This window comes from Raineya sp., assembly GCF_053497555.1.
Map to the genome: position 1 here is coordinate 1 of NZ_JBRCWE010000022.1, position 13,286 is coordinate 13,286.

Consider the following 13,286-nt stretch of genomic DNA (forward strand, 5'->3'; position numbering starts at 1 on the left):
TTTTTCACTATTTTTTGATTATATCTATTTGATTAACAATAACTTAGAGACTTTTTAAGGGACGACTAGTTAATCAGAAAAGTGTAATAAATTAAAAGTCCAGTAATTGTTTAGGTCTGATTTGTAGTTTAGAAAAAGGAAACAAGAAGCAGGAGACAGGATTTTAGGAAATAAGATATTTAGACGGATTAAAAATTTTTGCACATTTATCCAAGCCCTTGATATCTTGTTTTGGCTTCATTCGGGCAAGTTTGTGAAAAATATTTCTATGTTTTTTTGGAAAGCCGAAAAAACTTTTCTAATTTTGCACTCCCTTGTAGGAAACAGGAAAATTAAAGCATAAAATTATGGCAAATCATAAGTCGGCACTGAAAAGAATTAGAGCAAACGAAGCCAAAAGGTTGAGAAATCGCTTTTACTTGAAAACTACACGTACTTTTGAGAAAAAACTACGCAAAACTACCAACAAAACCGAAGCCGTAGAGCTTTTGAGCAAAGTAGCTTCAATGTTGGATAAACTTGCTAAAAAGAACATTATTCACAAAAATAAAGCCAGCAACCACAAATCCAAACTGGCTAAATACGTGAATAGTTTAGCGTAATTTTCTCTAAAAATTAAGTGTGAATAGGACATTTCTTGCTTACAGAAATGTCCTCTTTTTGTTTTAAGCTAACTTATGGGAATCGTTATTCGCCAAAGCCTGAAAGCCAGTTTCGCCTCTTATGTAGGGGTAGTTTTGGGGATTATCAATAATCTTTTTGTAGCCACCAAGTTCCTTTCTCCCGAACAGCTCGCTATCAGTAGGCTTTTGCTTGAAAATAGTCTTGTTTTTGCTTCCTTTGCCCATTTAGGCTTACCTTTTATTACAGATAAATTTTTTGTTTTTCATCGGAACGAAAAAGAACAGCATCACGGTTTTTTGGGCTTAATTTTTTTATGGTCTTTGTTGGGTATAGCGGTTTTTTGTGGGTTTTATTGGCTTTTTCGCGAAGATGTATCGGCATATTTTCGCCTCAAATCACCCGAAATATTGGATTATCATTTTCTTTCTATGCCGCTCACAGCTTTTTGGGTACTGATGATAGTTTTGGAGGCATACACACGTAACAATGCACGGATAGCTATTCCTACGGCTATCCGAGAGGTTTTTCTGAAAAGTGGAAATATCGGTCTTATTCTCATTTTTGCTTTGGGCTGGGTAAGTTTTGATGCTTTTTTATATCTGCTTACGGCTCTTTATGGAATGGCAGTGATACTGCTTTTAGTGTATATTCGTATTTTGGGTAAATGGTTTTGGAGGATTCAATGGAAGTTTTTTGATAAAAAAAGCCTCAAACAAATGGCTTTGTATGGTGTTCTGATAGCTTTGGGAGGTATTGGAGAAAATCTTTTCCGCTTTGCTGATAGAATTATGCTGGCAGGGCAAGAAGGTCTGCGTGAGAGTGCTATTTTTATGCTGGCAACCTTTATCGTAATGACGATGGATATTCCCAAAAAAGCTCTTTCACAAATCTCTATTCCACTGCTTTCGGAAGCAATAGCCCGAAAAGATAGAGAAAAAATGAAAGAACTCTATCAAAAAACGGCTTTGCATCAATTTTTGGCAGGAGCTTTTGTGTTTTTGGGGATATGGCTTTGTATTGATGAGATTTTTTTACTTTTACCCAAAGGTAAAATTTATGCCGAAGGCAAATGGATAGTATTTGTTTTAGGACTTACAACGCTTTTCAATCTTTCCACAGGGCTACGTGGCGAGCTAATTTTGTATTCAAAGAAGTTTTATTTTGCCTCTATATTCTCATTTTTTTCAGCCATTCTGAATATTCTGCTAAATTATTGGTTTATAGAATGGTACGGAGTACAAGGGGCGGCTTTGGCTACGGCAATGGCTACTTCACTGATGGTTTTGACACACCTGTTTTTTGTCTATAAAATTCACCGAATACAGCCTTTTCAGCCCAAACACTTGCACGTTCTGATAATCAGCCTGGTAGTGTTGGGATTTGTTTCTCTGCTACCTAAGGCTAAAAATCTTACCGAACTTTTATGGCTTTTGCCATTGAAAGTGCTACTGATTTGTGTGATGTACTGCTTGCCTGTAATTTACTTTGAGGTATCGGCAGAGGTTAATCAAATTTTTTGGCGTATTTGGCAGAAAGTTAAAAGGTAGCTTAATCTTCGGGGTAAGGTAGAAAAACAAAATTCATAAAATCTTTATCTACCACAAACAAACAGCAATACTCATCGGGGTTTTTGTAGGCACTCTTGAAAGTTTCGGTATCTGTGATAAGTTTTCGGTCTGTAAATTCTTGCAAATACGAAATGTAGCAGTGCCAATCTAAGTGCATCTGCTCTTTTTCAATAAAAATCTTGCCAATAGCGATTTTTTCTTTGCAAATAGGAAAAATGGGGTACTCAAAGCCTCTACTGCGTAAAGTATAAGAGGCTTCTTTGAGCATATCGGCAATTTGAGCAAAATCTTTGGTGAAAGTTCCGAGATATTTAGCTTGTTGTTGAAGTTCAGGGTCGTTTTGCATATAGGTTAAATATTATTCTGATAAACAATTATGCTATTTTCTTTTACCCAACTTTCGCTAAATCCAATATGAGAAATGCTGTTTTTACTTTTATCCAGTTGTTTTTCTGTTTCTTTGACTACAATGTCAGGCTCTAACTCGTATATTACTTTCACTTTTAATGGTTGGTTTTTGTAGAATACTGCAAAATAAATTTTTTGATTACGAGTTATACGATAAAGAGAAGCCTGACGTTTAGCTGGAGGTTCTTTGAACATTCTATCAAATTGTCCTGTGCCACCTTCGTAGCAAGAAAGATACTCGTACTTGATTTGGGGATTTTGTGGATGGCAAGCATCAGCATCTCTTTTAGAGTGAATTAGTTCGTGATTTAGAATTTCTGCAATAATCATTTCCTTGATAAGCCCAGATTGTAAAATATTAGGGATACCAACTTTTTGAGCCATTTCTTGTGCTTTGCTAATCAAAGTGATGATTTTTCTAAAAATATGCTTTTTCATTGAAATAAGCTATATTCCTTTTGAAGCTCAATAGCTTTTACTCTTTTTTGAGCGATTTCTACAAAATGTGGATTGATTTCAAAGCCTATAAAGTTTCTGTTAAATTTTTTGCAAACGGCTAATGTTGTTCCTACACCTGCGAAAGGGTCTAAAATTAAATCTCCTTCGTTTGAGCTGGCTTTCACGATTCTTTCTATCAATTTTTCGGGTTTTTGAATGGTATTTAACAACTCTCTACTAATTAGCTCTTTTGATTTGTAGGTGAGTTGCTTAATATCTCCCCAAACATCACCCGGATTTTTGCCTTCTTCATTAAATTTAGTTTTTCCAAATTTTCCATTTACAACAGAAGGGACTTTCTCACAACGCAGTCTGTGTTCTAATTCTACTAACTGCGGTACTCGTATAGCATCTAAATTAAAAGTAGTAGCCTTACCTTTGGAAAAGTAGCAAATTAAATCATAATTGTTAGTGTAGTTATTCCTGCCCTGAGCCAAACGGCTGGGTTGATACCAAACTATTTTACGATTTAGCTTTAAAAAAGGGCGATAATCAATAAAGTCTATGCAGTCGTCTTTACCGAATAGATACAAAGCCCCGCCAGGCTTAAGAATACGGCTAAATTTTTGGATAAGATGAAGATTGTATTGTTGAATATCAGTAATCTTGTCCCAGCTATTTTCTGTTATGCCATAGGGACCATCGCACACAATAAGGTCTATGCTGTTATCATCAATTTGTTCTATGAGTTGCAGGGCATCTCCCTGATAAATGCGATTACTTTCCATAACCGATACGTTCTAACTCACATAAAACACCATTGTAATTTCTCTACCTTCATCTTGGAAATGAACTTCATCAGCAAGATGACGTATCAGAAAAATCCCTCTACCGCCGATTTTTTCAAGATTTTCGGGAGCAAGTGGGTCGGGAATGTGCTGGTGGTCAAAGCCTTCGCCTTCATCACGTATCACGAAGCGGATAGCATCTTCCAGCAGTTGCATTGCCAGCTCTACATTTTTCTTTGGATTACACTTATTGCCGTGATGAATGGCATTATTGACTGCCTCGGTAATGGCAACCAAGATATTCCCATAAATATCGTCGTTGATTTGGTATTGGTCGCGGATATTCTCAATAAAACTTTCAACGATACGAATATTCTCGGGAAGCGAAGGAATCTGCAAACTCACAGACTCCAACTTATTGCTGACGTATGTAAAATTCTTATTTTCCAATTTTTTCAAAGTATTTATCAATTTCACGCTTAAAGTACGGATTTAAGGCAGGCGGCAAAGTCCTGAGCATTTCTATTTGTTTTTCTTTGGGTTTGGTGTAAGGTTCAAGGTTTTTGGGTATTTTCTTTTCTTTGGGTGTAGCGGTTTCGCCTTTACGTTTTTCTTCTTCGCCACGTTCACGCATTGCTTTTTCGTATTCCAAGAGCCGAGTTTCTATATCTTTTTGCCTTTGAATGAGCCTATCAGTGAGGCGTTTATTGATTAAATCTTCTTCATTTTTTTCCATTTCTTTAATCAGGTCGCTGAGTTGCTCACCCATATTTTGTCCGTTTTTATCCATTTTTTGCCCCTGTTTCATTTGTTCAAGCATACGGCGAAGAGCTTCCTGCTGTGCCGCCAATTTAGCTAATTCCTCTGAAAGTTGGTTGCCTGTTTTGCCACTTTTTTTGAGTTCTTGAATTTTTTGTCCGAGTTGCTTTTGCAGTTCGCCAAGGCTGGGTTGGTCGCCTTTCTGATTTTTCTTGTTTTTCCCTTTTCCCGATTTGCCATTCATTTGATTTTGCATTTGTTGCATAGAGCTATTGAGCATCAGGGCAAGGTTATTCATTGAAGTCATTGCAGATTGTTGTTTGCTGCTGGAAAGCCCTAATTTTCGCTCCTTGATAGCCTTTGAAGCCGATTCCATTGCTCTACGCATATCGCTTAACTCACGAGTAACAAAAGACTCAATCATTGGTTGGCGTTTGGCGAGAGCCTGCAAGCTATCTTCAATCACTTGGGCATCATCTTTGAGCTTGATTTGTTTTTGGGCAAGTTCATTGAAACGTGGGTCTGAAACGTTCAAGTTTCGCATTTGCTTCATTAGTTCCTCTTGGTCGTAAGAAAGTTTTACGAGGTTGTCCAGAATGTTTCGCAAATTATTCATATCTTCTTCCAAACCTTCCATTTCCATTTCGGCACTCATTTGCTCCATTTTTTCGCTCATTTCTTTCATTTTTTGGGCGGCTTTCCGTTGGGATTGTGAAGCCTTTTTATTGTCTTTATTATTTTGTTTTTGAAGTTCTTCCAAACTTTTATCTTGTTCTTTATCTACTTCTTGCATTTGCTCTTCCATTTTGGGCGAAGGGTTAGGCTCTTGAAGTTCTTGGTTCAACTTTTCCAATTTCTCCATTTCCTTTTTGAGATTATCAAATTTTTCGTTGAGTTTTTCTTGTTTTTGTTGTAAATCTTGTTGTTGGTCTTGATTTTTAGGATTTGCCTTTTCGGTTTCTTCGGCGAGTTTTTGCTGTTCTTGCGAAAGATTTTTTAGGTCATTCTTAATGTCCTCAAATTTTTGTTCGTATTGCATTTGCTTGAATAGTTCCAAAGTCCTATCCAATTCTTTTTCCAAGTTTTCTTCTTTATTCAAAATTTTTTCAAGTTGTTCTTGCAGTTTTTGGTCGTTGCGTTGTTGTTCAAGCAGTTTTTCAAGTTCTTCGTAAAGTTTTTTGGTTTCTTCATCAAGCAGGTTATCCATTAGTTTTTGGAGTTGTTCCAGCTTTTCTTTGAGAGCATCATTTTTTTGCTCATCAAAAAGATTTTTCTTTTCTTCGTTGAGTTTGTTGAGTTCCTGCAATTCTTTGATGTCTTTTTCAAGTTCTTGCTTTTTTTGCAAAACATCTTGTATTTGCTTTCTATCGTTGTAGTCCAGACTTGGTTTAGTTTTGATTTTACTATCCAAATCTTGCAAGTTTCTTTTCAAATCTCGGGCTTTTTGGAGTGTTTTATCAATTTTAGAAGCAGTTTGCTTGGCAGATTTATCAACTTCGTTGCGTAGTTCGGCTTCATCAGGCACTTTGAATTGATAGGTGAGTGTTTTCGCACTTTTTGCACCATTTACGCCATCATTGTCCCAAACTTGGGCAAAATATTCGATTTGTTCGCCTGGGCGTAAATTGAGCGGCTTCAAGTCCATTTCATAATAAAAATTTTGAGCCAGCGAACCTGTCTGAACACCAATGGGTGTGGCTTTGTATTCGGTACGAGGTTTGCCATCAGCACCTATAATTCGGTAAAAAAAAGCAAGCCGCGTTATGCCATAATCATCGCTGATACTACCCCCTACGCTTACATAACTATACAGCGAAGTATCGCGATAGGTTTCCATACCAATTTTTGGGTATTGGTCAGGAATAACATTGATGTAATATGTGATAGCTTCTTTATTTTCACTATATTGGTTTTTGAGCCTTACGGAGTAATTTTGAGAGGCTTTGAGCAGGCGAGAATAACTAAACGTTTTGTTGGAGGTTTTTTCTGCAAAAATGATATTTTTATCGCCTTCAAAGCTCAAAGAAAGGCTATCAGTTTGGCTTACATTGAAAGTCCATTCTACTTGCGTTCCTTCGGGTACTACTAAATTGCCAATATTCTTGATGGTTTCAGGGGTTTTGCCCAAATAAGCAGGGTAAAGCAAATTAGCATTAAAACTCAAAAGCGAAGGACGTTCTAGTAACTCTATTTGATAAGCATCAGACTGAAAGCCAGCGGCTTCAAAATAAAATTTTTCGGCTTTCTGAATTTTTTGAAAATTGAAAAAATAACCTCCTTGTGGCTCGGTAAGCATCTTGATTTTGCCTTCTTCGGTTACCAAATACACTTCTTGGGGCAGTGCAGTACCTTGCAATTTGAGCGAAACTTTCAAATCTTCCCCCTTGAATGCTTTGAGGGTTTTATTTTGCAAAAGAAACTTAAAAGGAGCTTCGTCGGCAAAGGCTTCGGTGTAGCGGATAATTCGTTTGGAAGGTTCTGTAAAAAATTTCAAACCGCCTATCCAAAAACCAACCGCCGCCAGCAAAAGCAAAAAAAGAAAATAACGTAGATACTTTCTATTTTCGGATAAATCAATGGCATCGGCAAAATTGAAAACCGAGAGTTGTTTGCCTTTTTGCTCTACGGCGGCGAGCAGAAGTTCGCTTTTTTGAGGAATTTTTTTGAGTTGTAGTGCATTGAGCAGTTTGTCGTTGATGTCTTGAAAATACGAGCCAATATGCACAGCGGCTTGCTCATCAGAGATTTGCCTCAGAATATGAAGCATTTTCATCAAAGGCAAAATAACCCAATAAGTCATTGAAAAAAGGGCAGTAGCAATAAAACTAAATAGCAAAAAACCACGCACCGAAGAGCTAAAACGACCAAAATATTCGGCTGTGCTGAAAAGCAAATAAGTAGCAAGTACGAAAAGCGTAACAATCAGTGTGCCTCGCAAAAGTAAATTGAAATAATATTTTCGCTTGTAACGATTTAAGTTTTCATTCAGCAAATTCATAGCTCAAACATCAAAGGCTTTCCTGCAAAAAATCTTTATACGATAACGCAAACACTAAATTAAGTATTTTGTTGCAGACAAACAAAAGATTTTTGTTATTTTTGCAAAAGTACATTCAAAATAACGGAGATGAGAATTCTTTTAGCTTTGCTTTTTTGCCTGCCTGTGGGGCTTTATGCTCAAAATGATAAATCACTTTGGGTAGCGGGGGTTTGGAAAGTAGAAAAAATTGAAATGATACATTTAGAGCCTATTATTGCCAAAGCTACCCCCGAAAAGAAAAAACAAATAGATGATGAACTTAAACTAATGGCTCAATCGGCAAGTTTTGAATTTAATCGGAATGGCAACTATACGGCTATCTTTTCGGGAGTGAAAGAAAATGGCAAATGGAGGCTCAATACCTATGCCTCTAAACTTATCAAAGAACAACAAAACCCCGATGGCTCTTTCCAAAAACCTGATGAAGTAGGCATAGAGCAACTTACCAAAAGTTCAATGGTTTTACTCAATGACTACGAAACAGGCGAAATTATACGTATGTACTTGCGAAAAGTAAAGTGAGAAGGCAGAAAGGCAAGAGATAATATACAAGATTTTAGACGAAAATCATTTTTCTAATGAATAATAAAACTTCGGAGCAGTATCAGGCGATTATTGCGTATTGTAAAAATCTTTTTCAGAAAAAACATCAAGATTACGGCTCGGCTTGGCGAATTTTGCGTTTGCCCTCGCTTACCGACCAAATTTTTATCAAAGCCAATCGTATTCGCTCTATTCAGGAGAAAGGCTCACAACAAATTGCCGAAGACATACGTTTAGAGTTTGTCGCAATCATCAATTATGCTCTTATTGCCCTTATGCAAAGCGAGCTATTGCATAAAGGCGAAACCGAAATGGAACTTTCTTGGGAAAAAGTAAATAAATTGTACGACAAACACGCCCAAAATACGCTGAATTTGCTAATGCGTAAAAATCACGACTACGGCGAGGCTTGGCGACAAATGCGAGTTAGCTCAATGACAGACCTTATTTTAATGAAAATTAGGCGTATCAAACAAATAGAGGACAACGAAGGACTTACCCAAGTTTCCGAAGGGGTAGAAGCCAACTATCAAGATATTCTGAATTATGCTGTTTTTTGCCTTATACAACTAAACTTTTTGGAAAATGAGAATAGCCGTTAATATCGTTATTTTGCTAGTAGGGGCATTGTTTATTTTTTCAGGGCTTATCAAACTCAACGACCCCGTAGGCACGCAAATCAAATTGGAAGAGTATTTTGATGTATTTGCTGATGATTTTAGAGAAAAAGTCTTGGTTGGAGGCGAACTGAAAGAAACCAAAGAAACGGCAATGAGCGGCTTTTTTGAAAGCCTAAAACCCTTTGCATTGAGTTTTTCAATTCTGATGAGTGCTTTGGAAGTAATTTGGGGATTTAGCTTGCTTATTCGTTTTCGTCCCAAACTTACACTTTGGTCTTTGTTTCTGCTAATTGTATTTTTTACAGGACTTACCTTTTATTCTTGGCACTACAACAAAGTTACGGATTGCGGTTGTTTTGGAGATGCTATCAAGCTCAAACCTGTTGAGTCTTTTCTCAAAGATGTTGTTTTGCTATTTCTGATAGGTTTTTTGCTTTTGCAAAACAAAAAAATCGCTCCCAATACGCAGAAATGGGCTTGGATAAGCAATATAGTAGTTTCTTTGGCTTCGTTTGGAGTAGGTTTGTATGCGGCGTACTACTTGCCTATTATAGATTTTTTACCCTATAAGGTAGGAAATCATTTACCCAGCCTGATGAAGCCCAAAGAACCTTTACGCTTTGAAAATAGCTATATTTACACCAATCTCAAAACAGGCAAAGAGGAAGTTTTTACGGAAAAAGAGTTTTCGGAATTATGGGATAAAAAATTGAGCGATAGCACTACCTACAAGTATAAAGATTTCAAGCAAACACTGCTCAACCCCGAGGCACAGGCAAAAATAGGGGCAGATTTCCGCTATATTGATGCCGATACTACGGAAATGAATAAAATGTTTGTGGGCAAAAAATTGCTTTTCATTGTTCCTGATATTAGAAAAACCAATTTGAAGGCATTTCAAAAGTTTTCTGTTTTGCTCAAAAATCTGAAAGGTTCGGATATTATTCCACTAGGTTTGAGTTCTGATAAAGCCCAAATGGAACTGCTTTGCCACGAATACCAATTGCCAATGGAACATCACGCCTTGGATAGCAAAATTTTGAAAGCGATGATTCGCACCAATCCTGGGCTTATTCTTTTAGAAAATGGTACGGTGCGTAAAAAATGGTCATACCTACAAATTCCTGAAAAAATTTGAAAATCGTGTAATCGTTTAGGTCTAATTTGTAGTATGGAAAACAGGAAATAAGTATATGTTTGGTTTAGAAAAATTTTCCAATCTCACGCAGAGGGTAATAGCGGGTATTATAGGGGCATTTTTGCTAATTTCGGCGTTGGTTTTTTCGTATTGGTCTTTTGTAGGGCTTTTCACACTCATAATGTTTTTGAGCCTTGCTGAGTTTTACAACCTGCTTGGCAAAGCGGGTTTGCAACCTTTACGTGTTTGGGGTTTTGTGTTTGCGGCGGTGTTGTGGCTTGTTGTTTTACAGAACGATTTGTTTGAAAAAGCCTTTTTACAATCTTATTTTGGGATAGTTCCCTTTTTTACCCTTCCGTTTTTACTCAAATTGTACCAAAAAGGCGATACAATGCCCTTTCAGAGCATAGCCGTAACTTTTTTGGGGGTGATTTACGTGGTATTGCCTTGGGTTTTATTTATGCAAGCGGGTTTTTTGATGAAAAAATATGTTTATCAGATACCTTTGGGCATACTTTTTTGCCTTTGGGCAAGTGATACAGGGGCTTATTTTGCAGGCAGAAAATTTGGCAAGCGAAAACTTTTTGAGCGTATTTCACCTAAAAAAACTTGGGAAGGCTTTGTAGGCGGATTTTTGCTTTCGCAAGTGGTGGCTTTTGTTTTAGCGTTTTATTTTACGGAAATTGAGGTTTGGCGTTGGTGGCTAATTTCTGCAATTATTGTGGTTTTGGGTACTTGGGGTGATTTGGTAGAATCAATGCTCAAAAGAAGCCTGCAAATCAAAGATTCGGGTTCGCTTATTCCCGGACACGGCGGCTTTTTGGATAGATTTGACGGCTTGCTAATCGCAATGCCTTGGGTGTTTGGGCTGTTGCATTTGTAAGAGTTTTGGATTTAACGTGAGTTATATGGCACAAGACTACGACAAACTTATCAAGCAAAATATAGAGGAAATCATTTTACCTTTGGCAGAAAAGCTATTGAACATTAGCCCTAAACAATTAGAGGAAATTCCTGATGATTTGCAAGTAACATTAGAACGCCGTCCTGATTTTTTGAAAAAGGTTTTACATCAAGATAGCCGTCAGGATTACATTTTGCATATTGAGTTTCAAGTAGAGGATAGTGAGGAGATGTTGTATAGAATGGTAGAGTATTTCGCTATTTTACTACGGAAATACAGATTACCTATCAAACAGTATGTATTTTTTATTGGAAATCGTGAAATCAGGAAAATGTTTTCCGATTTACAACTTGAAAATTTTAGCTTTGCCTACAAAATCATTAATCTACAAACTTATTCATACAAATTGTTTCTAAATTCAGACATTCCCGAAGAGATTATACTTGCCATTTTAGCAGATTTTGAAGATAAAAAAGCGGAAGAGGTTACAATAGAAATTTTACAACAAATAAAAGCACTATCTTTGGAAACTTTTCGCAAAGAAAAATGCGTTGTACATTTGGAACTTCTTGCAAATTTGCGTAATTTGCAAGAAGTTGTTCAAAACCTTTTAGAAAAAATGGCACTTGTCTATAATTTGGAAAATGACTTGCGTTTTAAGCAAGGTTTAGAAAAAGGTTTGCAAAAAGGTTTATTCAACGGCGTAAAAAATATGCTGATGCAAGGCTTTTCTATGGAACAAATAGCCTCGCTTTTGGAAGTTTCTATGGATTTCATCAAAGAAGTTGCCCAAAAAATCCAAGAAGAAAAAGACACCAAAAAGTAGCTTCTGCTCCAATAAAACGATACGAAGCTATTACTTTGGCGAAAGCCAAACAAAAGGAATAATCATTTCCTCTAAGGAAATACCTCCGTGTTGGAAAGTATCTTTGAAATAGCTCACATAATAATTGTAGTTGTTGGGGTAAGCAAAAAAGTAGTCTTCCACAGCAAAAACATAACTTGTAGAAATATTGGGTTTGGGCAGAAATATCTTTTCGGGTTTGCGAGCTTCGTAAATATCTTTGCCTTCGTAGCTTAAATTTTTCCCTTGTTTGTAACGCAGATTGGTATTTACACTTTTATCGCCTACAATCTTGAAAGGGCGTTTCACTCGGATAGTGCCGTGGTCGGTGGTGATAATGATACGCACTTTTTCGCGAGCTATTTTCTGCAATAGTTCCCATAACGGAGAGTGTAGAAACCAAGATTTGGTCAAGGAACGATACGCTGGCTCATCAGGAGCAAGCTCGCGTATCATTTGCAGGTCGGTACGGGCGTGTGAAAGCATATCTACAAAGTTATACACAATCGCTACAAAATCGTTGTGCAATAAATTTTTATAGCTTTCTACTAGACTTTTCCCTTGCTGATTGGTGATAACCTTATGATAAGCCACTTTGGCTTGGATTTTATTTCTTTCAAATTGTTTTTGTAAAAAAATATCTTCGTGAAGATTTTTGCCTTCTTCGTCTTCTTCATCTTTCCAATATTGAGGAAAGTTCTTAGCGATTTCGGTAGGCAACATACCTGCAAAAATAGCATTACGAGCATAAGCCGTTGTAGTGGGCAGAATAGAGTAGTACAAACTTTCCTCGTCAATATTAAAAAGCTCGCCTATGATAGGTGAAAGGACTCGCCATTGGTCGTAACGAAGGTTATCAATCAGAATAAAAAAGATAGTATCCTTTTTACCAACTTCGGGGAATACTTTTTTCTTGAAAAGTTGGTGCGAAAGCAAAGGGCGTTCAATATTGGGGTTATTGAGCCACTCTTCGTAGCTATCTTGCACAAAACGAACAAAATTGGTATTAGCCTCGCTTTTTTGCATTTCCAGAACTTCCTGCATACTTTTATCGGAAGCCTGCTCCAAGGCAAGTTCCCAATGAACCAGCTTTTTATAGACTTCTGCCCATTCCTCAAAATTCAGCCTTTCATTAAAAGCCATTGAAAGATTACGAAAATCTTGTTGATAGCTTAAATTGGTTTTTTCTGTAATAATACGCTTGTTTTCTAAGATTTTTTTAACCGAAAGTAAAAGCTGATTGGGGTTGATAGGTTTGATAAGGTAATCGGAAATATGCGAACCGATAGCTTCTTCCATAATTCTTTCCTCTTCGCTTTTGGTTACCATTACCACAGGGATATGAGGTTTGAGATTTTTCATTTGGGCAAGGGTTTCAAGCCCGCTCATTCCCGGCATATTTTCATCAAGAAAAACTATATCAAAGTTCTTATCCTGAAACAAATCCAGAGCATCTCCGCCACTACACACAGGCGTAACTTCATAGCCTTTTTGCTTCAAAAATAAAATATGAGGTTTGAGCAAATCAATTTCATCATCAGCCCAAAGAATATGATACTGCATAATAAAAGAGGGGTTTGAAGGTTGAATTTCTTAATGTTGAAGTTCAATG

Annotated in this window: 13 protein-coding genes; 7 read left to right on the forward strand and 6 right to left on the reverse strand. The window is 36.9% G+C overall.

Annotated elements, in window-relative coordinates; all coding sequences use genetic code 11:
* Positions 1-347: 347 nt before the first annotated feature.
* Together rpsT and ACWITO_RS02270 are read left to right on the forward strand one after the other, a co-directional pair.
* Positions 348-602 carry a 30S ribosomal protein S20 gene (gene rpsT / locus ACWITO_RS02265; protein ID WP_448528385.1) on the forward strand — a complete coding sequence of 85 codons (255 nt, stop codon included), beginning with the start codon at positions 348-350 and terminating at the stop codon, positions 600-602.
* 75 nt (positions 603-677) lie between these two features.
* Positions 678-2,171, forward strand: coding sequence for a lipopolysaccharide biosynthesis protein (locus ACWITO_RS02270; RefSeq protein ID WP_448528386.1), 1,494 nt, complete (start codon positions 678-680; stop codon positions 2,169-2,171).
* A 1-nt stretch (position 2,172) separates the two neighbouring features.
* On the opposite strand, the gene ACWITO_RS02275 is transcribed toward ACWITO_RS02270, so the two are convergent.
* The 5 genes from ACWITO_RS02275 to ACWITO_RS02295 are packed head-to-tail and all read right to left on the reverse strand — an operon-like array spanning position 2,173 to position 7,583.
* Entirely contained in the window at positions 2,173-2,538 is a 366-nt protein-coding gene (locus ACWITO_RS02275) for a hypothetical protein (protein WP_448528387.1), read from the reverse strand.
* A 5-nt stretch (positions 2,539-2,543) separates the two neighbouring features.
* Complete coding sequence (locus ACWITO_RS02280; protein ID WP_448528388.1) at positions 2,544-3,038, reverse strand: hypothetical protein; 495 nt, start codon at positions 3,036-3,038, stop codon at positions 2,544-2,546.
* The gene (locus ACWITO_RS02285; protein WP_448528389.1) at positions 3,035-3,826 is read right to left on the reverse strand and encodes a DNA-methyltransferase; all 792 of its coding nucleotides are present in this window, start codon (positions 3,824-3,826) and stop codon (positions 3,035-3,037) included. Before ACWITO_RS02285 ends, ACWITO_RS02280 begins: the two co-directional genes overlap by 4 nt.
* A 12-nt stretch (positions 3,827-3,838) precedes the next feature.
* Positions 3,839-4,240 carry an ATP-binding protein gene (locus ACWITO_RS02290; protein ID WP_448528447.1) on the reverse strand — a complete coding sequence of 134 codons (402 nt, stop codon included), beginning with the start codon at positions 4,238-4,240 and terminating at the stop codon, positions 3,839-3,841.
* Between the two features lie 25 nt (positions 4,241-4,265).
* Positions 4,266-7,583 (reverse strand): DUF4175 family protein, encoded by a 3,318-nt coding sequence (locus ACWITO_RS02295; RefSeq protein ID WP_448528390.1) that lies wholly within the window; start codon positions 7,581-7,583, stop codon positions 4,266-4,268.
* A gap of 129 nt (positions 7,584-7,712) precedes the next feature.
* On the opposite strand from ACWITO_RS02295, the gene ACWITO_RS02300 reads away from it, so the two are divergent.
* From ACWITO_RS02300 to ACWITO_RS02320, 5 genes are read left to right on the forward strand one after another with little or no spacing between them, the layout of a single operon-like run.
* On the forward strand, positions 7,713-8,147 hold the full coding sequence (locus tag ACWITO_RS02300) for a hypothetical protein (protein WP_448528391.1): 435 nt from the start codon (positions 7,713-7,715) through the stop codon (positions 8,145-8,147).
* Between the two features lie 56 nt (positions 8,148-8,203).
* Positions 8,204-8,770, forward strand: a complete 567-nt coding sequence (locus tag ACWITO_RS02305; protein ID WP_448528392.1) for a DUF1599 domain-containing protein — start codon at positions 8,204-8,206, stop codon at positions 8,768-8,770.
* Entirely contained in the window at positions 8,754-9,926 is a 1,173-nt protein-coding gene (locus tag ACWITO_RS02310) for a MauE/DoxX family redox-associated membrane protein (RefSeq protein WP_448528393.1), read from the forward strand. Before ACWITO_RS02305 ends, ACWITO_RS02310 begins: the two co-directional genes overlap by 17 nt.
* Before the next feature lie 55 nt (positions 9,927-9,981).
* Positions 9,982-10,809, forward strand: coding sequence for a phosphatidate cytidylyltransferase (locus ACWITO_RS02315; protein WP_448528394.1), 828 nt, complete (start codon positions 9,982-9,984; stop codon positions 10,807-10,809).
* Between the two features lie 25 nt (positions 10,810-10,834).
* Entirely contained in the window at positions 10,835-11,656 is an 822-nt protein-coding gene (locus ACWITO_RS02320) for a hypothetical protein (RefSeq protein WP_448528395.1), read from the forward strand.
* Positions 11,657-11,686: 30 nt separating this feature from the next.
* Here ACWITO_RS02320 and porX read toward each other — a convergent pair whose 3' ends face one another.
* Positions 11,687-13,240, reverse strand: coding sequence for a T9SS response regulator signal transducer PorX (gene porX / locus ACWITO_RS02325; protein ID WP_448528448.1), 1,554 nt, complete (start codon positions 13,238-13,240; stop codon positions 11,687-11,689).
* Positions 13,241-13,286 lie beyond the last annotated feature (46 nt).